The sequence below is a fragment of the Streptomyces sp. NPDC050388 genome (assembly GCF_040655635.1).
GTDB lineage: Bacteria > Actinomycetota > Actinomycetes > Streptomycetales > Streptomycetaceae > Streptomyces.
The window spans coordinates 1-20,917 of sequence record NZ_JBFAKH010000008.1 but is presented as its reverse complement, the minus strand read 5'-3'; the positions used below and the strand labels follow the sequence as shown (position 1 = coordinate 20,917).

The 20,917-nt window shown below is 71.7% G+C and carries 19 protein-coding genes and 1 pseudogene; 8 read left to right on the top strand and 12 right to left on the bottom strand.

Annotated elements, in window-relative coordinates; genetic code table 11:
- Positions 1–179: 179 nt before the first annotated feature.
- The 5 genes from AB0I73_RS06375 to AB0I73_RS06355 form a co-directional block, all read right to left on the bottom strand.
- On the bottom strand, positions 180–1,235 hold the full coding sequence (locus AB0I73_RS06375) for an aspartate-semialdehyde dehydrogenase (RefSeq protein WP_363034337.1): 1,056 nt from the start codon (positions 1,233–1,235) through the stop codon (positions 180–182).
- Positions 1,235–2,512 (bottom strand): aspartate kinase, encoded by a 1,278-nt coding sequence (locus AB0I73_RS06370; protein ID WP_363034335.1) that lies wholly within the window; start codon positions 2,510–2,512, stop codon positions 1,235–1,237. The genes AB0I73_RS06375 and AB0I73_RS06370 overlap by 1 nt, the downstream gene beginning before the upstream one ends.
- Positions 2,513–2,892: 380 nt before the next feature.
- Entirely contained in the window at positions 2,893–3,552 is a 660-nt protein-coding gene (locus AB0I73_RS06365) for a DUF5063 domain-containing protein (RefSeq protein ID WP_363034333.1), read from the bottom strand.
- Positions 3,545–4,144, bottom strand: a complete 600-nt coding sequence (recR, locus tag AB0I73_RS06360; RefSeq protein ID WP_109377195.1) for a recombination mediator RecR — start codon at positions 4,142–4,144, stop codon at positions 3,545–3,547. Before recR ends, AB0I73_RS06365 begins: the two co-directional genes overlap by 8 nt.
- A 59-nt stretch (positions 4,145–4,203) precedes the next feature.
- A complete protein-coding gene (locus AB0I73_RS06355) occupies positions 4,204–4,542 on the bottom strand; it encodes a YbaB/EbfC family nucleoid-associated protein (protein WP_363034330.1) in 339 nt (112 codons plus the stop codon).
- Between the two features lie 267 nt (positions 4,543–4,809).
- Between AB0I73_RS06355 and AB0I73_RS06350 the strand changes: the two genes are divergently transcribed.
- Positions 4,810–5,556 carry an SLATT domain-containing protein gene (locus AB0I73_RS06350; RefSeq protein ID WP_363034328.1) on the top strand — a complete coding sequence of 249 codons (747 nt, stop codon included), beginning with the start codon at positions 4,810–4,812 and terminating at the stop codon, positions 5,554–5,556.
- 27 nt (positions 5,557–5,583) lie between these two features.
- Here AB0I73_RS06350 and AB0I73_RS06345 read toward each other — a convergent pair whose 3' ends face one another.
- Positions 5,584–7,602, bottom strand: coding sequence for a serine/threonine-protein kinase (locus AB0I73_RS06345; protein WP_363034542.1), 2,019 nt, complete (start codon positions 7,600–7,602; stop codon positions 5,584–5,586).
- A gap of 304 nt (positions 7,603–7,906) precedes the next feature.
- Between AB0I73_RS06345 and AB0I73_RS06340 the strand changes: the two genes are divergently transcribed.
- The 3 genes from AB0I73_RS06340 to AB0I73_RS06330 all read left to right on the top strand — a co-directional run bounded on the left by AB0I73_RS06340 (position 7,907) and on the right by AB0I73_RS06330 (position 10,957).
- Positions 7,907–9,262: an aspartate aminotransferase family protein gene (locus AB0I73_RS06340; protein WP_363034326.1), complete on the top strand. Its 1,356-nt coding sequence runs from the start codon at positions 7,907–7,909 to the stop codon at positions 9,260–9,262.
- Between the two features lie 150 nt (positions 9,263–9,412).
- Positions 9,413–10,147 (top strand): GntR family transcriptional regulator, encoded by a 735-nt coding sequence (locus AB0I73_RS06335; protein WP_363034324.1) that lies wholly within the window; start codon positions 9,413–9,415, stop codon positions 10,145–10,147.
- Between the two features lie 159 nt (positions 10,148–10,306).
- On the top strand, positions 10,307–10,957 hold the full coding sequence (locus AB0I73_RS06330) for a hypothetical protein (protein ID WP_363034322.1): 651 nt from the start codon (positions 10,307–10,309) through the stop codon (positions 10,955–10,957).
- 111 nt (positions 10,958–11,068) lie between these two features.
- On the opposite strand, the gene AB0I73_RS06325 is transcribed toward AB0I73_RS06330, so the two are convergent.
- A complete protein-coding gene (locus AB0I73_RS06325; RefSeq protein WP_363034320.1) occupies positions 11,069–12,352 on the bottom strand; it encodes an adenylosuccinate synthase in 1,284 nt (427 codons plus the stop codon).
- A gap of 185 nt (positions 12,353–12,537) precedes the next feature.
- Here AB0I73_RS06325 and AB0I73_RS06320 point away from each other — a divergent pair, with 185 nt between their 5' ends.
- The gene (locus AB0I73_RS06320; protein ID WP_363034318.1) at positions 12,538–13,395 is read left to right on the top strand and encodes a diacylglycerol kinase family protein; all 858 of its coding nucleotides are present in this window, start codon (positions 12,538–12,540) and stop codon (positions 13,393–13,395) included.
- Between the two features lie 9 nt (positions 13,396–13,404).
- On the opposite strand, the gene AB0I73_RS06315 is transcribed toward AB0I73_RS06320, so the two are convergent.
- Together AB0I73_RS06315 and AB0I73_RS06310 are read right to left on the bottom strand one after the other, a co-directional pair.
- A complete protein-coding gene (locus AB0I73_RS06315) occupies positions 13,405–13,995 on the bottom strand; it encodes a Uma2 family endonuclease (protein ID WP_363034316.1) in 591 nt (196 codons plus the stop codon).
- A gap of 86 nt (positions 13,996–14,081) precedes the next feature.
- Positions 14,082–14,579, bottom strand: coding sequence for a MarR family transcriptional regulator (locus AB0I73_RS06310; protein ID WP_363034314.1), 498 nt, complete (start codon positions 14,577–14,579; stop codon positions 14,082–14,084).
- Between the two features lie 103 nt (positions 14,580–14,682).
- Between AB0I73_RS06310 and AB0I73_RS06305 the strand changes: the two genes are divergently transcribed.
- On the top strand, positions 14,683–15,699 hold the full coding sequence (locus AB0I73_RS06305; RefSeq protein ID WP_363034312.1) for an ABC transporter ATP-binding protein: 1,017 nt from the start codon (positions 14,683–14,685) through the stop codon (positions 15,697–15,699).
- Positions 15,696–17,357, top strand: a complete 1,662-nt coding sequence (locus tag AB0I73_RS06300; protein WP_363034310.1) for an ABC transporter permease — start codon at positions 15,696–15,698, stop codon at positions 17,355–17,357. The genes AB0I73_RS06305 and AB0I73_RS06300 overlap by 4 nt, the downstream gene beginning before the upstream one ends.
- Before the next feature lie 494 nt (positions 17,358–17,851).
- Here the strand turns inward: AB0I73_RS06300 and AB0I73_RS06295 are convergent, their stop codons facing one another.
- Together AB0I73_RS06295 and AB0I73_RS06290 are read right to left on the bottom strand one after the other, a co-directional pair.
- On the bottom strand, positions 17,852–19,072 hold the full coding sequence (locus AB0I73_RS06295; protein ID WP_363034308.1) for a cytochrome P450: 1,221 nt from the start codon (positions 19,070–19,072) through the stop codon (positions 17,852–17,854).
- 100 nt (positions 19,073–19,172) lie between these two features.
- Positions 19,173–20,075, bottom strand: coding sequence for an aminoglycoside phosphotransferase family protein (locus AB0I73_RS06290; protein WP_363034306.1), 903 nt, complete (start codon positions 20,073–20,075; stop codon positions 19,173–19,175).
- Positions 20,076–20,166: 91 nt separating this feature from the next.
- Between AB0I73_RS06290 and AB0I73_RS06285 the strand changes: the two are divergent.
- Positions 20,167–20,559, top strand: a pseudogene (locus AB0I73_RS06285) (MOSC domain-containing protein); the annotation flags it as partial.
- A gap of 82 nt (positions 20,560–20,641) precedes the next feature.
- On the opposite strand, the gene AB0I73_RS06280 reads toward AB0I73_RS06285, so the two are convergent.
- Positions 20,642–20,917: transposase (locus AB0I73_RS06280; RefSeq protein ID WP_363034304.1), on the bottom strand; the 276-nt coding region annotated here is incomplete at its 5' end.

Below are 20,917 nucleotides of genomic sequence, written 5' to 3'. Positions count from 1 at the left end.
CCACACGCCCAACAACAGGGGTGACCGCAAAGACGCTTCCCGCCCCACGCTCGGTTGCGTGGGGCGGGAAATTAAATCTTCGACTGCCGACCGGGCAGGATCAAGGGATCTGAGCCATCCTGGCCGGATCGCATGGTGCACGGAGATCCTACAAACTCATCCCCGTGACCAAGGATTATTTACGCCTCGGCCAGCACCAGTTCGGCTGTCTGTGCGCTGTTGAGCGCGGCACCCTTGCGCAAGTTGTCGCCGCAGACGAAGAGTTCGAGCGCCGTCGGATCGTCAAGCGCCCGCCGTACCCGGCCCACCCACGTCGGATCGGTGCCGACGACGTCGGCGGGCGTGGGGAACTCGCCCGCGGCGGGGTTGTCGTACAGCACGACGCCGGGTGCCGTGGCGAGGATCTCGCGGGCCGCGTCGACGGTGACCTCGTCCTCGAAGCGGGCGTGCACGGTGAGCGAGTGCGTGGTGATCACCGGAACCCGTACGCAGGTCACGGCGACCGGGAGCCGCGCCAGGCCGAGGATCTTGCGGGACTCGTCGCGGATCTTCATCTCCTCCGAGGACCAGCCGTCCTCGCGCAGCGACCCGGCCCACGGCACGACGTTCAGCGCGACCGGCTCCGCGAAGGGGCCCGTGTTGTCCCCCACCGCCCGCCGTACGTCACCGGGGCCGGTCCCCAGTTCCGTACCCGCGACCAGGGACAGCTGCTCCCGCAGGGTGCGCACGCCCTCGTGTCCGGCGCCGCTGACCGCCTGGTACGAGGAGACGACCAGCTCGCGCAGCCCGAACTCGGCGTGCAGCGCGCCCACCGCGACGATCATCGACAGGGTGGTGCAGTTCGGGTTGGCGACGATCCCGCGCGGGCGCATCCGCGCGGCGTGCGAGTTGACCTCGGGGACGACGAGCGGCACCTGAGGGTCCATCCGGAAGGCGCCGGAGTTGTCGACCACCACCGCACCCCGTGCGACGGCGACGGGCGCCCACCGCTCGGCGACCTCGTCGGGGACGTCGAACAGCGCGACGTCGATCCCGTCGAAGGCCTCCTCGGTGAGCGCCACGACCTCGACCTGCTCCCCGCGCACGGCCAGCTTGCGGCCGGCCGAGCGCGGGGAGGCGATCAGTCGGATCTCGCCCCAGATGTCCGCCCGCTGGGACAGGATCTGGAGCATGACCGTGCCGACGGCCCCGGTCGCTCCCACGACCGCGAGTGCCGGCCGTCCGGACCGCCCCATCAGCGGCCGGTGCCCCCGTAGACGACGGCCTCGTCGCTGTCGGAGTCCAGCCCGAAGGCGGTGTGCACGGCGCGGACGGCACCGTCCACGTCGTCCTTGCGGGTGACGACCGAGATACGGATCTCGGAGGTCGAGATCAGCTCGATGTTCACGCCCGCGTCGGACAGGGCGGTGAAGAAGTCGGCGGTGACCCCGGGGTTGGTCTTCATACCGGCGCCGACCAGCGAGATCTTGCCGATCTGGTCGTCGTAGCGCAGGGACTCGAAGCCGATGGCGCCCTTGTTCTTCTCCAGGGCGTCGATGGCCTTGCGGCCCTCGGTCTTCGGCAGCGTGAACGAGATGTCCGTCAGGCCCGTGGAGGCCGCCGACACGTTCTGCACGACCATGTCGATGTTGATCTCGGCGTCGGCGATCGTACGGAAGATCGAGGCCGCCTCGCCCGGCTTGTCCGGCACACCGACGACCGTGACCTTGGCCTCGGAGGTGTCGTGCGCGACACCGGAGATGAGCGCCTGCTCCACCTTCTTGTCCCCTCGCTGAATCGGCTCGCTGCTGACCCACGTGCCCGGCAGTCCGCTGAAGGACGAACGGACGTGGATCGGGATGTTGTACCGGCGGGCGTACTCCACACAGCGGTGGAGCAGCACCTTCGACCCGGAGGCCGCCAGTTCGAGCATGTCGCCGGTCGAGATCCAGTCGATCTTCCGGGCCTTCGGCACCACGCGCGGGTCGGCGGTGAACACGCCGTCGACGTCGGTGTAGATCTCGCACACCTCGGCGTCGAGGGCGGCCGCCAGGGCCACCGCGGTGGTGTCGGAGCCGCCACGGCCGAGCGTGGTGATGTTCTTGCCCTGCTGGCTGACGCCCTGGAAACCGGCGACGATGGCGATGTTGCCCTCGTCCACCGAGGCACGGATCCGGCCGGGTGTGACGTCGATGATGCGGGCTTTGTTGTGGACCGAGTCGGTGATGACACCCGCCTGGCTGCCGGTGAAGCTCTGGGCGTTGTGGCCCAGGTTTTTGATCGCCATGGCCAGCAGGGCCATGGAGATCCGCTCTCCCGCGGTCAGCAGCATGTCGAGCTCGCGCCCGGCAGGCATCGGGGAAACCTGCTCGGCGAGATCGATCAACTCGTCCGTCGTGTCGCCCATCGCGGAAACCACGACGACCACCTGGTGGCCGTTCTGCTTGGCTTCCACGACCCTCTTCGCGACGCGCTTGATGCCTTCGGCATCGCCTACGGAGGAGCCTCCGTACTTCTGCACGACAAGGCCCACGTGCGCTCCTCGCTCAATCCGTCGTTGTCCCACGTTTTGCGCACATGTGTGCACACCGTGGTCGGCTCATTCTATCGGGCACCCGAAAAACGCCTCGTCGATACCGCATCGTGAGATGCCCGGGCACCCGTGCAGGAGGGCTCATGCCCAGCCCGAAGCCGACCACTCGGAAAAGCGACCTGCGTCACACGCCGGAACATCGGACGTCTCGTTCTTCCGGCACGCAGCCGTCCGTGCCGCGCACCCGTCCCGAAAACCGTGAGCACTTCGGCCGGAGCTGTTCGCAGGTGCTCGTGCGGGCACCGAAGTGACACCGGACTGCCGCCTGCTCACGTGTTCGGCGAAGGGGCCCCGCCCGCCGTTTAGGAAAACCGGTGCCGTCAAGTGACCGGGCGCATGCCCAGGGGGGTGCCTATTTCCTCCGCCATGACCTTGCCCGCCTCGAACTCGAGGGTGTCGTCGCCCATGCCCTGGTCGGTGTCGAGGCCGTCGAGGGCGGCCAGGGGCTGGTCGAGGCGGACGTGGGCGACGACGGACTGGAGGGCGCGCAGGGTCGCCGACGCGGTGGGACCCCAGTTGGAGAAGTAGGAGAACTGCCACCACCACAGCGCTTCCGTGGTGCGACCGGCCCGGTAGTGGACCATGCCGTGGCGGAGGTCGGTGATGACGTCGGTGAGGTCGTCGGAGATCCGGGCCGGGACGGGCGCCGTACGGGGCTCGTAGGGGTCGAAGACCTCGGAGTAGACGTCGACCGGCTCCAGCAGCCGGGCGAGGTTCTCGCGGAGTTCGTCCACGTCGGCCTCCGGGCCCCCGTCGGGCTCGTACCGTTCCTCGGGGACGATGTCCTCGTGGGCGCCCAGCCGACCGCCGGCCAGCATGAGCTGGGAGACCTCCAGCAGGAGGAAGGGGACCGTCGAGTCGGGCTCGTCGCCCTTGGCGACCTCCGTGACGGCGACCAGGAAGCTCTCGATCTGATCCGCGATCTGGACCGAGAAGTCGTCCGGGTTCCGGTTGGCCGCGTGCAGCGTGGCATCAGACATCTAGGAGTCGTCTCCCCTCGAAGGCGCGCCCGAGGGTGACCTCGTCCGCGTACTCCAGGTCGCCGCCCACCGGGAGGCCGCTGGCCAGACGGGTGACCTTCAGACCCATGGGCTTGATCATGCGGGCGAGGTACGTGGCCGTGGCCTCGCCCTCCAGATTCGGGTCCGTGGCCAGGATCAGCTCGGTGACCGTGCCGTCGGCCAGCCGGGCCAGCAGTTCCCGGATGCGCAGATCGTCGGGGCCCACCCCGTCGATCGGGCTGATCGCGCCACCCAGGACGTGGTAGCGGCCCCGGAACTCGCGGGTACGCTCGATGGCCACGACGTCCTTGGGTTCCTCCACGACACAGATGACCGCGCGGTCGCGGCGGGTGTCACGGCAGATGTTGCAGAACTCCTCCTGCGCCACATTGCCGCAGGTCGCGCAGAAACGGACCTTCGCCTTCACTTCCATCAGGGCGTGGGCGAGACGCCGTACGTCCGTCGGCTCCGCCTGGAGGATGTGGAAGGCGATCCGCTGGGCGCTCTTCGGACCGACGCCGGGCAGCCGCCCGAGTTCGTCGATGAGATCCTGCACCACGCCTTCGTACAACGGACTGCCGTCCTTCCTGGGTTTTCTTCAGTACGTACCGTAGAGGCCCGCGCCCCGTCTTAGAAGGGCAGACCGGGAATGCCGCCGCCCAGGCCCTGGGCCAGCGGGCCGAGCTTCTGCTGCTGGAGGGTCTGGGCGTTCTCGTTGGCCGCCTGGACGGCCGCGACGATCAGGTCCGCGAGGGTCTCGGTGTCCTCGGGGTCCACCGCCTTCGGGTCGATCTTCAGCGCCCGGAGCTCGCCACCGCCGGTGACGGTCGCCGTCACCAGGCCGCCGCCCGCCTTGCCGTCGACCTCCGTCTGCGCGAGTTCCTCCTGCGCCTTGGCCAGGTCCTGCTGCATCTTCTGGGCCTGCTGGAGCAACTGCTGCATGTTGGGCTGGCCACCACCGGGGATCACGATTCAGCTCCTTGGTCGGTCCGTCCGTACGGGATTTTCCCGTTCGGCACGAGCCTACGTGGTCCGGGCGGCCGTCGCCCCAGCACTCTTTCGAGTGACTCCCGGTCGGGTCCTCCACCTGATCACGGCCCTCTTTCGGGCGGAAGAGGAGCCGAACCCCCGACGCCCCCACCCGTTGGGCGGTAGGAAGGGCCGGGCACGTCCGCGCCGACCGTCGCGCAGACGTCGAGCAGGAGTCGGTAGGGGCCGGTCAGTAGGGAGTACGGGGTGGGTCAGCCGGAGATGCAGCCCGAGGGCCGTCCGCAGGACGGCCCCGGCGAGGGGGCGACCGGGCTGCGGCCGGGCGATCTGGCCGGGCGGGTGTTTCCGCTCGGGGACTGGGGCGAGCCCGCGCTCCGGCTGGACGAGCTGTACCGGTGGGTGGAGCGGGGGGCGTTGGACACCGCCGCCTGGTATCTCGCGGACCGGGTGTGGAAGCGGCGCTGCGCACGGGCCCTGCGCACCGGGACCGCGGCGGGGACGGTCACCGGGGCGGCGCTGCTGCTGCTGGATCTGACCCGGGTGGCCGTCGGGGCCACCCCCTGGGGGTACCTGGCGTTGCTGCTGGCGGTCGCGTGTGCGGTCGCCGACCGGTTCTTCGGGGTGACGTCCGGCTGGATGCGGGACGTGGCGACCGCGCAGGCGGTGCAGCGGCGGCTCCAGGCGTTCCAGTTCGACTGGGCGTCGGAGTGCGTCCGCGAGGTGCTGGGCCCGGCCGAGGGCACCGCGAGCGAGGCGGCCGAGCGGTGCCTGTCGGTGCTGCGGCGGTTCTCGGAGGACGTGAGCGAGCTGGTGCGGGCCGAGACGGAGGACTGGATGTCGGACTTCCGCGGCGGGATCGTGCCGTTGGGCGTCCGGGGGGCCGCGGCGGGCGCGGGCCGCCCCGATGCGGGCGCGCCGTACGGCCGCTTCCCCGTCCCTCCGGGCGCGGCCCGCCCGAACATGCCCCGGCAGCGCCCGCCGGAGCCGAGGTGAACCGAGGCAGGGGGACGGCCGGGTGTCTCAGTCCCGGGTGTAGACGAGCTGCTCGCCGTTGCTGGTGTTCACGCGCTGGAGGGAACCGTCGGGGCGGAGGGTGATCTCGGTGGCGGACCCCGGGGTGCAGGCGCTGCGCGGCTGGCCGACCGTCACGCTGGACGGGCCGATCCGCAACCGGTCGCCGGAGCCCGGGGTCTCGGAGAGGCCGGCCTCGAACACGCAGTGGTAGGTGCCGTCGCCGGCGGGCCCGTCGGCGACGAGGGACATGACCGTGTCCCCCACCTCGCCCTGCTGGATGGTCAGCGTGCGGGTGTGCAGACCGCTCGCGTTGTCGATGGTCGTGGACCAGCTGCCCAGGTAGCCGGTCGGGATCACCCCGTCCGTCGGCGCGGGGGTGCCGGACCGGGCCGGGTCGCCCGTGCCTCCTGTACCGCCTGCCCCGGCCGATCCGTCCGGCCCGGTCGAGGCCTTGCCGTCGGTGGTCGGGTCGGTGCCCCGGGACGTGCCGTCGGTCGCCGTGGCCGTGGGGTCGCCGCCGGCGCTGTCGCCGCCGGCGCCGCTGCTCATCAGCGCGTACACCGTGCCGCCGGCGGCGATCGCGACGACCAACGCGATGACGACGAGCAGCGCGGTGGAACGGCCGCCCCACGGTGTCCGCGCCGGGCCGTACGGGGGCGGGTTCGAGCCGAAGGGCGGCGGGCCGTGGGGCGGGGTGGAGCCGACGGCCCCGTAGGCGTTGTACGGGTGGCCGTAACCGGAGGGCTGGGGGTGCGGTTGGGCGTGCGGCTGGGGATGGCCGTACGCGGCGGGGACCTGCCCGGCCGCCGGGTTGCCCGGGGGCGGTGCGGTGCTCTGGCCGGCCACCAGGGTGGGCAGGTGGTCCACCGGCGCACCGGCACCGGGGGTGCCCGGCGCGGGCGGGGCGAGTGCGTGGGGCGGGGGCTCCGGTGGGGCGGAGCCGTCGGGGGCGGGGGCGTGTTCGGGGGTGGCGGCGGGAGCGGAGCCGTCCGGTCCGGGGAGTGCGGGCGGCGTGGGCGGTACGGGCTGCCCGGCGGCCCCTGCCGCACCCCCCGCCCCCGCCGCCGCTGCCGGGGGCGTCTCCGGGTCCTCCGCGTCCAGCAGCCGCACGGCGTGCCGCCCGAGCTGGGCGACCAGGACGCCCGGCAGCCAGGGATCGCGGGAACGGCCGTCGACGACGGTGTCCTCGGCTCCGGTGCGTTCCAGGATCCGGTCGAGCGTGGGCCGCTGGGCGGGGTCCTTCTTCAGGCAGTCCCTCACCAGGTCGGCGAGACCCTCGGGGACCCGGCCGAGGTCGGGTTCCTCCTGGGCGATGCGGAACATCAGGGCGTGCACCCCGCTGTCGGCGGTGCCGAAGGGAAGCTCGCCGGTGGCCGCGTAGGCGAGCACCGCGCCGAGGCAGAAGACGTCGCAGGCGGAGGTGATGCGGTCGCCGCGCACCTGCTCCGGCGCCATGAACCCGGGCGAACCGACGAGCGCGCCGGTGCGGGTGAGTCCTCCGTCGGTCACGGTCTCCATCGCCCGCGCGATCCCGAAGTCGATGACGCGCGGCCCGTCGATGGTGACGAGCACGTTGGACGGTTTGAGGTCGCGGTGCACGATGCCGGCGGCGTGGATGTCCTTCAGCGCGTGCGCGAGACCGGCGGCGAGGATGCGTACCGAGCGCTCGGGCAGCGCGCCGTGGTCCTGCCCGACCACCTGCTGGAGGCTGGGCCCCGCGACGTACCCGGTGGCGACCCACGGCACCGGGGCCTCGGTGTCCGCGTCCAGCACCGGCGCGGTCCAGGCGCCGCCGACCTGCCGTGCGGCCCGCACCTCCTGGCGGAAACGGGCCCGGAACTCCTCCTGCCGGGCCAGCTCCTCACGGACCAGCTTGACGGCGACGGTGCGTCCCCGGTCGGAACGGGCCAGGTAGACGCACCCCATCCCGCCGGCCCCGAGCCGCGCGAGCAGCCGGTACGCGCCGATCCTCCCCGGGGGCCGGTCGCCCGGCGTCCCCGGCACGTCGCCCCCCGGCCCGTGCATCTCCATCGTTGCGCCGCCTTCCCCCACAGTGAGCAACAGCCCGAGGATAGACCGGGCTTGGTCCGGGGTGACCAGGGCTTCGTCCACGGTTCCGTAACAGGTGGGCCGAGTCCGTCGAGCACGGTGGACAGGCGCTCAACGAGTGGACCGCCTGTCCGAACTCCGCCTCACCGAATGCCTTCACCGGTCGTCGGCGACGGGCTTCCCCGTCGTGACGGCCGTCGACACTCTGTCGCGGAAAGCGGCGGACCGCAGACAGGCCGCCGATGTCGGGCGGCCCGTGCCACGGCCTACCCTCACCCCCATGACTCCTCAGCCGAACCCCGAGGTCGGGGCCGCCGTGAAGGCCGCCGACCGTGCGCACGTCTTCCACTCCTGGTCCGCGCAGGAGCTCATCGACCCGCTCGCCGTCGCCGGGGCGGAGGGGGCGTACTTCTGGGACTACGACGGCCGGCGCTACCTCGACTTCACCAGCGGCCTCGTCTACACCAACATCGGCTACCAGCACCCGAAGGTCGTCGCCGCGATCCAGGAGCAGGCCGGGCGGATGACGACGTTCGCGCCCGCGTTCGCCGTCGAGGCGCGGTCGGAGGCGGCGCGGCTGATCGCCGAGCGGACGCCGGGGGACCTCGACAAGATCTTCTTCACCAACGGGGGCGCGGACGCCGTCGAGCACGCCGTGCGCATGGCGCGGCTGCACACCGGGCGGCCCAAGGTGCTCTCCGCGTACCGCTCGTACCACGGCGGCACCCAGCAGGCCGTGAACCTCACCGGTGACCCGCGCCGCTGGGCCTCGGACAGCGGCACGGCCGGGGTCGTGCACTTCTGGGCGCCCTTCCTGTACCGCTCCCGCTTCTACGCCGAGACCGAGGAGCAGGAGTGCGCGCGGGCGCTCGAGCACCTGGAGGCGACGATCACCTTCGAGGGGCCGTCGACGATCGCGGCGATCGTCCTGGAGACCGTTCCGGGCACGGCGGGGATCATGCCGCCGCCGCCCGGCTACCTCGCCGGGGTCCGCGAGCTGTGCGACACGTACGGCATCGTCTTCGTCCTGGACGAGGTCATGGCCGGGTTCGGCCGGACCGGCACGTGGTTCGCGGCGGACCTGTACGACGTCGTGCCGGACCTGATGACCTTCGCGAAGGGCGTGAACTCCGGGTACGTGCCGCTCGGCGGCGTCGCGATCTCCGGGGCGATCGCCGACACGTTCGGGAAGCGGCCGTACCCGGGTGGGCTGACGTACTCCGGGCATCCGCTGGCCTGTGCCGCGGCCGTCGCGACGATCGGCGTCATGGCCGAGGAGGGCGTCGTCGAGAACGCCTCGCGGCTCGGCACGTCGGTGGTCGGGCCCGCGCTGCACGAGCTCGCGGAGCGGCACCCCAGTGTGGGCGAGGTCCGCGGGGTCGGCATGTTCTGGGCGCTGGAACTGGTGCGGAACCGGGAGACCCGGGAGCCGCTGGTGCCGTACAACGCGACCGGCGAGGCGAACGCCCCCATGGCCGCCTTCGCGGCGGCCGCGAAGGCGGGCGGGCTGTGGCCCTTCGTGAACATGAACCGCACCCATGTGGTGCCGCCGTGCAACACGACCGAGGCCGAGCTGAAGGAGGGCCTGGCGGCACTGGACTCGGCCCTGTCGGTGGCGGACGAGTACGTGGAGTGACCCGGCGCCCCGTGCCCGCCGAGTGCCCGCCGGGGGTCGGCGACCCCCGGCGGGCACTCGAACAGGCCGGGAAGGGTGAACGCGTAAGGTGGCGGCACCGTGGACAGATGTGTGCACGTCATTCGAACGCGATGAGGGAGACGCCCGACCATGCCCGGCACCAGCGGCAACGGTGCGGTGACCCGCAGCACGCTGCGGCAGCAGATCGCCGACGCGCTCCGTGACGAGGTGCTGGCCGGGCGGCTCCAGCCGGGGCAGGAGTTCACCGTCAAGGAGATCGCCGACCAGTACGGGGTGTCCGCGACCCCGGTGCGGGAGGCACTGGTCGACCTGTCGGCGCAGGGACTGCTCGACGCCGACCAGCACCGGGGGTTCCGGGTGCACGAGTACTCCGTCGACGACTTCCGCGGCATGATCGAGGCCCGCGGTCTGGTGGTCGACGGGATGTTCCACGCCCTGACCGATCCCGGCGGGCGCCTGGCCTCCCTGCGGCCCGAGGAGCCCCGGGTCGCCGCCGCGCTCGCCGGGGTCCGGCGGCGCGGCGAGGAGGCACAGCGGTCGGCCCTCGCCGGGGACCTCACCGTTCTGATCGGCTACGACCTGCGCTTCTGGCGCGAGCTCGGGGCCCTGTTCGGCAACTCCTACCTCACCGCCTTCCTGCACCGGCTCCGGGTGCAGACCTGGGTGTGCGCGGTGCAGCATCTGCGTCGGCTGCCCGATCTCCGGGGACGGCTGTGGTCCGAGCACACCGATCTGGTCGATTCCCTGTCGCGCCGTGACACCGATTCCGCTCGCGCGATCATCGACTCGTACAACGCCCACTCCCTGAGCCTCATCGAGCGGCTCCCCCCGGACCGGCCGGACCGACCGGACCGACCGGACTGACCGCGGGGCCCCGGGCACGGGGTTCCGGGGCGCGGCGCCCGCGTCGCCCGTGTTCGTACGGGTAGGGGCCTGCACGAGGGGAGCCGCCCCCGCCCCGCGCCGATACCCTTCTCTGACGACCTACGTGTCTTCGACCCACGTGCTGTGCGAGGAGCCCTCTTGGCCTGTGACCTGTGGCTGGTACCGCTCGTCGACGTGTTGTGCCACACGCCCGACAATCCGTTCGCCGAGGAGATCGCGCAGTACGACAAGGTGCTCTCCGAAGCCGGGCTGCCGCCGGTGCCGGTGTACCAGTACATGCCGGGACTGTCCGGCGAGGTCGCCCCGGTCGCGGGCTTCGACTACGACGCGCTGCACTTCCTGCGGCGCACGTACCTGCTCCAGGTGTGCGGGCTGCCGGTCACGCCGGTGGGCGAACTGGGCGGTGACTACGAGCAGTTGCTGGAGATGTTCGAGGCGACGGCCCAGCAGTCGCACCTGGTCTGGCACTACGACCACGCCGGGGCGTACGTCCCCGTGGACTTCCCGACCCCGCTCTCCAGCGACGAACTCCTCGTCGGCGGCGGCCCGCTGGGCTCCTCCCACGCACTGCTGCGGGAACTGGAACTCGTCGCCCCGGCCCTCGGCATCGACCCCGCGAACCCCCCGGCCGCGCCGGAGCCCCCGCGGGGACCGACCGAGCTGGAGGAACCCGCCGTCCCGCCCCCGTACGACCCCAGCCCCTTCGCCCGCGAACGCCACGTCTGGCTCGGCCTGCACGCGGCGGCGACCCGGAGCCTGGCCCAGGGCTCGATGATCGTCTTCAGCTGACCCCCGGGCGGGTACGGGCTCGCCACGAAAGCCCCGAACGCCCCGGAGACGAGAACGTCCCGGCGACCCTGGACGGGTCACCGGGACGTCGGGGTACGGCAGGGCCGGCCCTTACAGGAACGAGTTGATCTCGATCGTCTCGTCGCGGCCCGGGCCCACGCCGATCGCGGAGATCGGGGCGCCGGACATCTCCTCCAGGGCCTTGACGTAGGCCTGGGCGTTCTTCGGCAGGTCGGAGAAGGACTTCGCCCCGGTGATGTCCTCGGACCAGCCGGGGAGCATCTCGTAGACCGGCTTCGCGTGGTGGAAGTCCGACTGGGAGTACGGGAGCTCCTCGACGCGCTTGCCGTCGATCTCGTAGGCCACGCAGACCGGGATCTGCTCCCAGCCGGTGAGGACGTCGAGCTTGGTGAGGAAGAAGTCGGTCAGGCCGTTCACGCGGGTCGCGTAGCGGGCGATGACCGCGTCGAACCAACCGCAGCGGCGGTCGCGGCCGGTGGTGACGCCCCGCTCGCCGCCGATGGTGCGCAGCGCCTCGCCGTCCTCGTCGAACAGCTCGGTCGGGAAGGGGCCGGCGCCGACGCGGGTCGTGTACGCCTTGAGGATGCCGATGACCCGGCTGATCTTCGTCGGGCCCACGCCGGCGCCCGTGCAGGCACCGCCCGCGGTCGGGTTGGACGAGGTGACGAAGGGGTACGTGCCGTGGTCGATGTCGAGCAGGGTGCCCTGGCCGCCCTCGAAGAGGACCACCTTGTCCTGCTCCAGGGCCTCGTTGAGGACCAGGACGGTGTCGGTGACGTAGGGCGCCAGCTTCTCCGCGTAGCCCAGCAGCTCCCCGACCACCTGGTCCACGGCGATCGCGCGCCGGTTGTAGAGCTTGGTGAGCATCTGGTTCTTGACGTCGAGGGCCGCCTCCACCTTCTGGGTGAGGATCGACTCGTCGTACAGGTCCTGGACCCGGATGCCGACGCGGTTGATCTTGTCGGCGTAGGTCGGGCCGATGCCGCGACCGGTCGTCCCGATCTTGCGCTTGCCGAGGAAGCGTTCCGTCACCTTGTCGACGGTCACGTTGTACGGCGTGATGATGTGCGCGTTGCCGCTGAGCAGGAGCTTGGACGTGTCGACGCCCCGCTCGTTCAGCCCACTCAGCTCGGAGAGCAGGACGGAGGGGTCGACGACGACGCCGTTGCCGATGACCGGCGTGCAGCCGGGGGACAGGATTCCGGAAGGGAGCAGGTGGAGGGCGTACTTCTGGTCACCCACGACTACCGTGTGGCCGGCGTTGTTGCCGCCTTGGTAGCGCACCACGTAGTCGACGGAACCTCCGAGCAGGTCCGTCGCCTTTCCCTTGCCTTCGTCACCCCACTGAGCACCGAGCAGCACAAGTGCGGGCACGCGCGTACACCCCTTCCGGGCGGGGCATGTCCAGGGTCAGGGGCGTACGCGGTGGATCTCCGCCGCGTGCACCGCGACCACCGTTGGCCGCCAACCGTCGGACCGGGTGCCCCGGAATAGACGAAGCCCCTGCGCAAAAGTGCAAAGGGGCTCTTGCACAAAGATGCTACCCGAGGAAGCGAGGCATGGCCGAGGTGGCGACTTCCCCGACGTCCGATCAGCTCCTGGTGGTCATCGATCCGGTCGCCCGCCGCAGGGACGGTGAGTCCGTGCGCATCGCGAAAGACGTGCTCAGCGGGGGTGCGAGCACGAAGGTCTGCCTGCCGGACGGGCCGGAGGAGTTCGCCCGCGCGCTGGCCCGGCTGGGTTCCCGGCGGCCGGTGGTGATCGGCGACGACCGGGCCCTGACGCGGGCGGTGGGGGTGCTGCACCGGCAGCGCGAGCTGACCGGCTGCGCGCTGTCCCTGGTGCCGGTCGGCGGCGCGCTGTCCCTCGCCCGGTCGCTGGGGGTGCCCACGGGGACGGTGGCGGCGGCACGGGCCGCACTGGACGGCGCCGAGCGGCGGATGGACCTGCTGGTGGACGACAGCGACGGCGTGGTGCTCGGCGCGGTGCGGATCCCGCCGGTCGGGGGTGTGACGCCGGTCCGGGAGACGGTCGGCGGAGTGGGGCGTCCCTGGCTGCAGACGTGCCGGTCCCTGGTACGGACCCTGGTGCCGGCCCGGCCGCCCGAGATGACTCCCGTCACCGAGGCGCATCCCTCCCGGCTGCGGGTGGAGGTCGACGGAGAGACCCTGGTCGACCTGCACCAGCCGGTGGAGGCCGTGTCGGTCCTCCCGGGCGCCTCCGGGACGGCCAGGGTCGAAGTGCGTCCGGCGTCGGTGGGCGCGGAGGCCTCCCCGCTGCTGGCGGAGGGGCGCACGGTGACGATCTCGGGCGCGCACTTCCGCTACCGCGCGGACACGGTGGTGTCGGGGCCGGTGCTGACCCGGACGTGGGTGGTGCTGGAGGGGGCCCTGGGGCTGACTCTGCCGAAGAGCTGACCGACCGGCTCAGGGGGCGCTGAAGCCGGTCGTGTCCAGCAGGCAGTCGAACGGCTCGGGAATCGGGAGCTTCTCACCGAACGGCCTGGTGCAGTGCGACTCGTAGCCCTTGGCGGAGGGCGTCCACAGGACGGTGGCCTGCTCCTCCTGCATGTCGAGGATCAGGTAGACGGGGATACCGGCTCGTCCATAGACCTCGACCTTGTCCGTCAGGTCGTCGTCCCGGGTGGAGGAGGAGGTCAGTTCGGCAACGAAGGAGAGGGCTTCCCCGTCCAAGTGGTTGTCGGCTGTCTCCATGGCCTTCGCATGCGCCGCGTGGATATCCGGCCCGTACGCCCGCTCAACGTTCGGGAAAACGTACAGATTCGGCGCCCGCTCGATCTGGTGCCCCTCAGGAAGGTGCGGTTCCAGCTGCTGGCATACCAGGCGCATTACACGGGTGTAGTACCCCCTCGACCACGGCGACACGACGATGTTCCCCCTGATGATCTCGGCTTTGTAGCCGTCGGGCACGTCCAGCTCGTCGAGGGTGTCCAGCAGCTCCTCGAAGTCGTGGGGCTCGGTGCCGTTTGCCGTCGGTCGCTCTGCCATGACTGTCATGATGCGCCCTCCCCTTGAGACGGACCAGCCATCACTCAGAGCATCTGATCGCTCACACTGATACGGCCGCCTCGAGAGAACACCCCTCACCCCCGCCCGAAGCGCTCCTCACGCTGCACCCGCCAGCGCGCCATCATCCCCTCGATCTCCTTCTCCACGAACTCGAAGAAGGCCAGGGTCTCCGCCAGCCGGCTGCCCGCCGGGGTCTCGGGCCCCAGGCTGGTGACGCCCTCGCGCAGGGCGTCCTCCCAGCGCCGGATGACGGCCTCGCGGTTGGTGAGGGCCTCGTACCACTGGTCGCCGCGCACCCGGTACCGCTCCCGGCGCGAGCCGGGCTCGCGCTCGCGGGAGACCATGTGCTGCTGCGCCAGATAGCGCACCGCGCCGGAGACCGCGGCGGGCGAGATCCGCAGCCGCTCCCCCAGTTCGGCGGAGGTCATGACACCGGTGTCGGAGGAGAGCAGCGCGGCGAAGACCCGGGCGGGCATGCGCGGCAGTCCGGCCTCCACCAGCTGCGCCGCGAAGTGCTCGACGAACCGCGAGACAGCCTCCGGATCCCGGTCCGCCGCGCTCGGTTCCGCCATGTCCCGATCATCTCCCCTGTTCAGACGCCGTTCGCCAGTCTAGCCACCGTTCATACGGTTCCTTAACTTCACAAAATTCTGAAAGAAATGTACGTTCGCCGTCATGACGAAGGCAATCAGCGTCTCCGGACTCCACAAGTCGTTCGGTCGCACGCGCGCACTCGACGGCCTCGACCTGGACGTCGAGTCCGGCGAGGTGCACGGCTTCCTGGGCCCGAACGGCTCCGGCAAGTCCACCACCCTCCGCGTCCTGCTCGGTCTGCTGCGTGCCGACTCGGGCGCCGCCCGGGTGCTCGGCCGCGATCCGTGGGCGGACGCCGTGGAGCTGCACCGCCGCCTCGCCTATGTCCCCGGCGACGTCGAACTGTGGCCGGGCCTCACCGGCGGCGAGGCCATCGACCTGCTGGCGCGGCTGCGCGGCGGCCTGGACAGGAAGCGGCGCACCGAGCTCATCGAGCGCTTCGACCTGGACCCGACCAAGAAGGGCCGCGCCTACTCCAAGGGCAACCGGCAGAAGGTCGCCATCGTCGCCGCGCTCGCCTCCGACGCCGAGCTGCTGCTGCTCGACGAGCCGACCGCGGGACTGGACCCGCTCATGGAGGTCGTCTTCCAGGACGTCATCGGCGAGGCCAAGGCGGCGGGCAAGACCGTCCTGCTCTCCAGCCACATCCTGGCCCAGGTGGAGAAGCTCGCCGACCGGGTGAGCATCATCCGGCTGGGCCGCACCGTCCAGTCCGGCACCCTCGGCGAGCTGCGCCACCTGACCCGCACCACCATCGAGGCGGAGACCGAGCGACCCGCCACCGGTCTCGCCGAGCTGCCCGGCGTGCACGACCTGCGGACCCTCGACGAGGCCACCGGTCGGGTCCGTTTCGCCGTCGACGGCGGTCAGGTCGACGGAGCGGTCCGCAGGCTCACCGAGTTCGGCATCCGCAGCCTCGTCAGTCACCCGCCGACCCTGGAGGAGCTGATGCTCCGCCACTACGGCGGCGAGCTCGCCGCCAACGGGCACGGCACCGGACAGGCCGGACTGTACGAGCAGGACGAACGGGTCGGGCAGGCCGGACAGGGCGAACAAGCCGGACAGGCCGGACAGGGCACGAACGGAGATCCGCGATGACCACCGCGACCGCCGCCCCCGGGGCGCCGGCCCCCGCCGGACCGGTCGCGGGCGGCAACGCGCTGGCCGGGACGCGGACGCTGATCCGCTTCGCCCTGCGCCGGGACCGTATCCGGCTCCCGGTGTGGATCCTGGCCCTGTTCCTCGGCACGCTCTCCACGGCGAACAGCTTCAAGACGCTCTACAGCTCCCCGGAGGACCGGGCGAACGCCGTCCGGAGCATGGACAGCCCGGCCGGCCTCGCCATGTCCGGCCCCCGCCACTACCTCGACGACCCCGGCTTCGGCTCCATGCTGAGCCACCAGATGCTCGGCTTCATGGCCGTCCTGGTCGGCCTCATGAGCGTGCTGATCATCACCCGGCACACCCGCGCCGAGGAGGAGACCGGCCGTGCCGAACTGGTGCGCTCGACGGTGGTGGGCCGCCACGCCCACCTCGCCGCCGCCCTGTCCGTCGCGGTCCTGGCCAACCTCGCCCTGGCGCTGCTGCTGGCCTTCGGCCTGGCCGGCATGGGGCTGGAGGACGGCGGCACGGCGGGCTCACTGCTCTACGGCTTCGCCCACGCCGCCGTCGGTCTCGTCTTCGCCGCCGTCGCCGCGGTCACCGTCCAGTTCACCGCGCACACGCGCGGCGCGTCCGGCACGGCGCTCGCGGTCATCGGCGTCGCCTACGTGCTGCGCGCCGCCGGCGACAGCGGCGAGAACGGCGCCCTGTCCTGGCTCTCCCCGATCGGCTGGGTACAGCGCAGCTACCCGTACGTCGACGACCGCTGGTGGCCGCTGCTGCTCTGTCTGGCGTTCGCGGTGGTGTGCGCGGCGGCGGGTTTCGTGCTCTCCACCCGCCGCGACGTGGGCGCGGGCCTGCGCCCGGAGAAGCTGGGCAGCCCCACGGCCTCCGACGCGCTCGCCACGCCGGTGGGCCTCGCCCTGCGACTGCACCGCGGCATGCTGATCGGCTTCGGCGCGGGCCTGTTCCTGATGGGCGCGATGTACGGATCGATCCTCGGGAACGCCGAGGAGATGCTGAAGGGCATCGACGAGATCCAGGAGGCCCTGGACCGCATCGGCGGGGCCGGCGTCGCCGAGTCCTTCGCCTCCATGGTCATGGTCGTCCTCACGGTCGTGGCGGCGGTGTACGTCGTCATGGCGGCCCTGCGGCCCCGCTCCGAGGAGACGGCGGGCCGCGCCGAGCCCCTCCTCGCCACCGGCCTCTCGCGCACCCGCTGGGTCGGCGGCCACCTGGCCGTGGCCATGGGCGGCGGTACGGTCGTGCTGCTGCTGGCCGGGCTCGGCTTCGGCCTCGCGGGCGCGGCCTCGACCGGTGACGGTTCGCTGCTCCCGAAGCTGGTGGGGGCGGCCCTCGCCCACGCGCCCGCCCTGTGGGTCACGGTCGGCGTGGCCGTGGTGCTCTTCGGCTGGTTCCCACGGGCGAGCCAGGCGGCCTGGATCGTGCCGGTGTACGCCTTCGTGGTCGGCTACCTCGGCCAGATCCTCCGCTTCCCGGGCTGGATGAACGACCTCTCCCCGTTCGGCCACGTCCCCCGGCTCCCCGCCGCGGACATGGACTGGCTCCCCCTGCTCCTGCTCTCCCTCGTCGCCGCCGGCCTGGTGTGGCTGGGCCTGGCGGGCTTCCGACGACGGGACCTGGAGACGAAGTGACCGCGCCGCGGCCCCGCCCGGCGGGACGCGCCCCCGGCGGGCGGGGCAGGGCCGGCGCGGCATGGGCCGGTGCAGGGGTGTCCCTCCGGAGGGGACAAGGGGTCTGAAGGTGGCGTCGCGGGTCGGGGCCGGCGGTGCTGCCCGGCGGGCGTGGGATCGAGTGACGGTGTATCGGGCCTCGTCAAGGGCGGTCGGCTGTTCGTGCGGACGGTGTCCCGCGACCGCCCGCGGGGTGCGGCCTCGACGTGGCGGTGCCGAAACACTCGCCCACGCCCCGGGGAGGACACACCGTTCCGAAACCGTGAGCACTTCGGCCACCACTGTCCTGATCCCGCTCGTTTGAGCGCCCACGTGACACATGCCCGCCGACTGCTCACGGTTTTCGGCACAGCACCCGTCTCCGGCCCCGCAGCCCCGGAACCGCGGAGGTCCCCTTTGCGGAGCGGGCCCGGTGCCCCGTCCGCCCAGGGACGACGCGGTTCGGGGCGGTGGACTCAGACCTCGACCGCCAGCCCCTCCAGCCCCCTGATCACGAAGTTCGGCTTGCGCTTCGGTTCCTCCGCCGGCCGCAGCGTCGGGGCCTGCTCCAGCAGCGCCGTCATGGACGCCGCGAGTTCGATACGGGCCAGGGGCGCGCCGATGCAGTAGTGGATGCCGGCGCTGAAGGAGATGTGCGGGTTGTCCGCGCGGGTGAGGTCCAGGCGGGCGGGGTCGGCGAACACGGCCGGGTCGTGGTTGGCGGAGCCGAAGAGCAGGGCGGTCTCCGCACCCCGGGGGATCACCGTGCCGTCGATCTCGATGTCCTCCAGGACCCAGCGCTCGAAGAGCTGGAGCGGGGTGTCGTAGCGCATCAGCTCCTCCACTGCCGTGGGGACCAGGGAGTGGTCCGCGCGGAGGGCGGCCAGCTGGTCCGGGTTCCGGAACAGCGCCCACCAGCCGTTGACCGTGGAGTTCACCGTCGCCTCGTGGCCCGCGTTCAGCAGCAGCACGCAGGTGGAGATCATCTCCTGCTCGGTGAGCCGGTCGTCGTCCTCGTCGTGGGCCGCGATCAGCCCCGAGATCAGGTCGTCCCCGGGCTTCGCGCGACGCTCGGCGATCAGCTCCCGCAGATAGTCCGAGAACTCGACCGACGCCTTGACGGCCTTCTCCGCCGCCTCCCCCGAGGGGTTCAGTTCGTACATCCCGCAGATGTCCGCCGACCAGGGGCGCAACGGGGCCCGGTCGGACTCCGGGATGCCCAGCATCTCGGCGATCACCGCGACCGGCAGCGGTTCGGCGACGTCCGTCAGCAGGTCACCGCCGCCGGCGTCGACCAGCGCGGCCACCAGGTCCGCCGCCAGCCCCTCGACGTACGGCTTCAGCCGCTCCACCGTGCGCGGGGTGAACGCCTTCGACACCAGCCGCCGGATCCGGGTGTGGTCCGGCGGCTCCAGGTCGAGCATGCCGTGGTCGTTGAGGGTGTGGAACGGCTCCTGCTCCGGCGGCGGGGCCGTCCGGCCGAACTCCTCGTGGGTGAAGCGGTGCTGGTACGTCCGCCCCAGCCGCCGGTCCCGCAGCAGCGCCGAGACGTCCGCGTGGTGCGGCACCAGCCACTGGTTCGTCGGCTCGAACCAGTGCACCCTCCCCCGCTCCCGCAGCTCGGCGTAGCCGGCATACGGATCGGCGACGAACGCCGGGTCCCAAGGGGCGAACACAAGGTCGGATTCAGCCATCATGCCCGGACCATAGAACGCCGACCGGCCCCGTGCCCAGAGCCCTCATGGAAAGCGGCTTCCCCTGACTGCGGTACGGGGACCGCCCCAGTCGGCGGGCGGATCAGCCGCCGGCCAGGGTCATGAGGAACCGGGTTTCCGCGTCGTCCCGCCCCGCGCACACCCTGGGGACCGCGACGAGGGCGGACAGGGCCCCGCACCAACCCAGCACGCGCTCAGGAGACATGCCGGGAACCAGCGCCGCCAGCTTCTCGATCCTCCGCTCCAGCACGGCTGGATCCGCAGCCCCGTCGAGCACCCAGTCCACGGCGTCGAAGTCCGGGTCGCCCCACGCCGGCCTCGGGTCGATCGCCACCATGCGGGCGTCCGGACCGGACAGCACGTTGGCCGGATGGAGATCACCGTGCACGAGTGCCACGGGTCCGCCGGCGGCAAGTTCCAGGGCGCTCGCGCGGGCCCGCCCCAGCACCGCGGAGGCATCCGGGCCGTTCACGCGGGCCACCGCCGGCCTGCGGTCGACCAGGTCGAACAGGAAGCCGATCCGGTGCGAGAGAGGACGCAATACCGAGCGCTCCCCCGGCCCGGGAGGCGCGACCCGCAGGTCTCGCAGCAGGGCCGCGACCTCGGGCAGATTCCGAGCCGACTGCCGCACGGGTGCTCCCGGCTCCACGTCCTCCAGCAACAGGGCCCCGGCGGCCACGTCTTCTGCCAGCAGCGTGACGACCGACGGCGTCCCTGCCCAGGCCCGCAGCGCTTCGGCCTCCTCGCGGGCGAGCGCGGACTCCGGCGTGAGCTTCAGCCACACCGAGGTACCGGCGTCACGTCTCACGCAGCGGAACACCCGCGAGGTGCCTCCGCCACCCGCCGCGACCGGCTCCAGATCCCAACGCGCAGCGAGTTCGCCGACGAGGTCGGGCAACTCGTCACACCAACCGAGCACCTCGGATCCGAACCGGACGACGAGCCGCTCCCGGACCTCCGGAGCGACGTAGGCCAACTCTCTCAACGCGCCTCCTGCGGATGGTTCCGGGCCGCTGTGCTCGGGTGGCCCAGGAGTCAGGGTCGTGGCTCAGCATTGTCGCTGGGGGGATCCGAGGATGCGCGGGACGGTCACGGCAGTCAGCAGCAACGGCGAGTACTCGTTCACCAAGCCGAACCGGGACGGCATCACGCTGCTCGCCGGGCTCGGGGTCGAGGGGGACGTACACGCCGGCGTAACGGTCAAGCATCGCTCACGGGTCGCGCAGGACCCCACCCGGCCGAACCTGCGCCAGGTCCACCTCATCCATGAGGAGCTCTTCGCCGAGGTCGGGGCGGAGGGGTTCAAGGTGGTGCCCGGTGACCTCGGCGAGAACATCACCACCCGGGGCATCGATCTGCTCGGTCTGCCGGTCGGCACGCTGCTGCGCATCGGTGATGACGCGGTGCTGGAGGTGACCGGCCTGCGCAATCCCTGCCTGCAGATCGACACCTTCCAGGACGGGCTGGTCAACTTGACCCGGCCCTGAAGGACCGGGCTTGGAGGTAGCGCCCAACCGGCTGCTGGGTGGGCTCCTCCGTCCAGACACCCCGTTATGGGGTGGCAGGGACGCGTGACTCACGCCCCGCATTCCACACGCTCTCGCCACGGGTGGCGATGTTGTGGGAAGCATTCCGGTCGGCGTGGGCAACGACCCCGCACCCCCGGCAGATGAAAAGCCCCTGGCCGACACGGTTGCGCTTGTCGACGTGGCCGCACTCGGCGCACGTCTGCGACGTGTACGCGGGATCAACGAAGACCAGGGGCACGCCCGCCCGCTTGGCCTTGTAGACGATGAAGTCTCCGAGCTGGGCAAAGGCCCAGCAGTG

Excerpts from the sequence above, each read along its gene's own strand:
- AB0I73_RS06375 (WP_363034337.1), bottom strand. The coding sequence starts at position 1,235 with ATGGGGCGGTCCGGACGGCCGGCACTCGCGGTCGTGGGAGCGACCGGG.
- AB0I73_RS06365 (WP_363034333.1), bottom strand. The coding sequence starts at position 3,552 with ATGTCTGATGCCACGCTGCACGCGGCCAACCGGAACCCGGACGACTTC.
- AB0I73_RS06345 (WP_363034542.1), bottom strand. The coding sequence starts at position 7,602 with ATGCACGGGCCGGGGGGCGACGTGCCGGGGACGCCGGGCGACCGGCCC.
- AB0I73_RS06340 (WP_363034326.1), top strand. The coding sequence starts at position 7,907 with ATGACTCCTCAGCCGAACCCCGAGGTCGGGGCCGCCGTGAAGGCCGCC.
- AB0I73_RS06335 (WP_363034324.1), top strand. The coding sequence starts at position 9,413 with ATGCCCGGCACCAGCGGCAACGGTGCGGTGACCCGCAGCACGCTGCGG.
- AB0I73_RS06320 (WP_363034318.1), top strand. The coding sequence starts at position 12,538 with ATGGCCGAGGTGGCGACTTCCCCGACGTCCGATCAGCTCCTGGTGGTC.
- AB0I73_RS06315 (WP_363034316.1), bottom strand. The coding sequence starts at position 13,995 with ATGACAGTCATGGCAGAGCGACCGACGGCAAACGGCACCGAGCCCCAC.
- AB0I73_RS06310 (WP_363034314.1), bottom strand. The coding sequence starts at position 14,579 with ATGGCGGAACCGAGCGCGGCGGACCGGGATCCGGAGGCTGTCTCGCGG.
- AB0I73_RS06305 (WP_363034312.1), top strand. The coding sequence starts at position 14,683 with ATGACGAAGGCAATCAGCGTCTCCGGACTCCACAAGTCGTTCGGTCGC.
- AB0I73_RS06300 (WP_363034310.1), top strand. The coding sequence starts at position 15,696 with ATGACCACCGCGACCGCCGCCCCCGGGGCGCCGGCCCCCGCCGGACCG.
- AB0I73_RS06295 (WP_363034308.1), bottom strand. The coding sequence starts at position 19,072 with ATGATGGCTGAATCCGACCTTGTGTTCGCCCCTTGGGACCCGGCGTTC.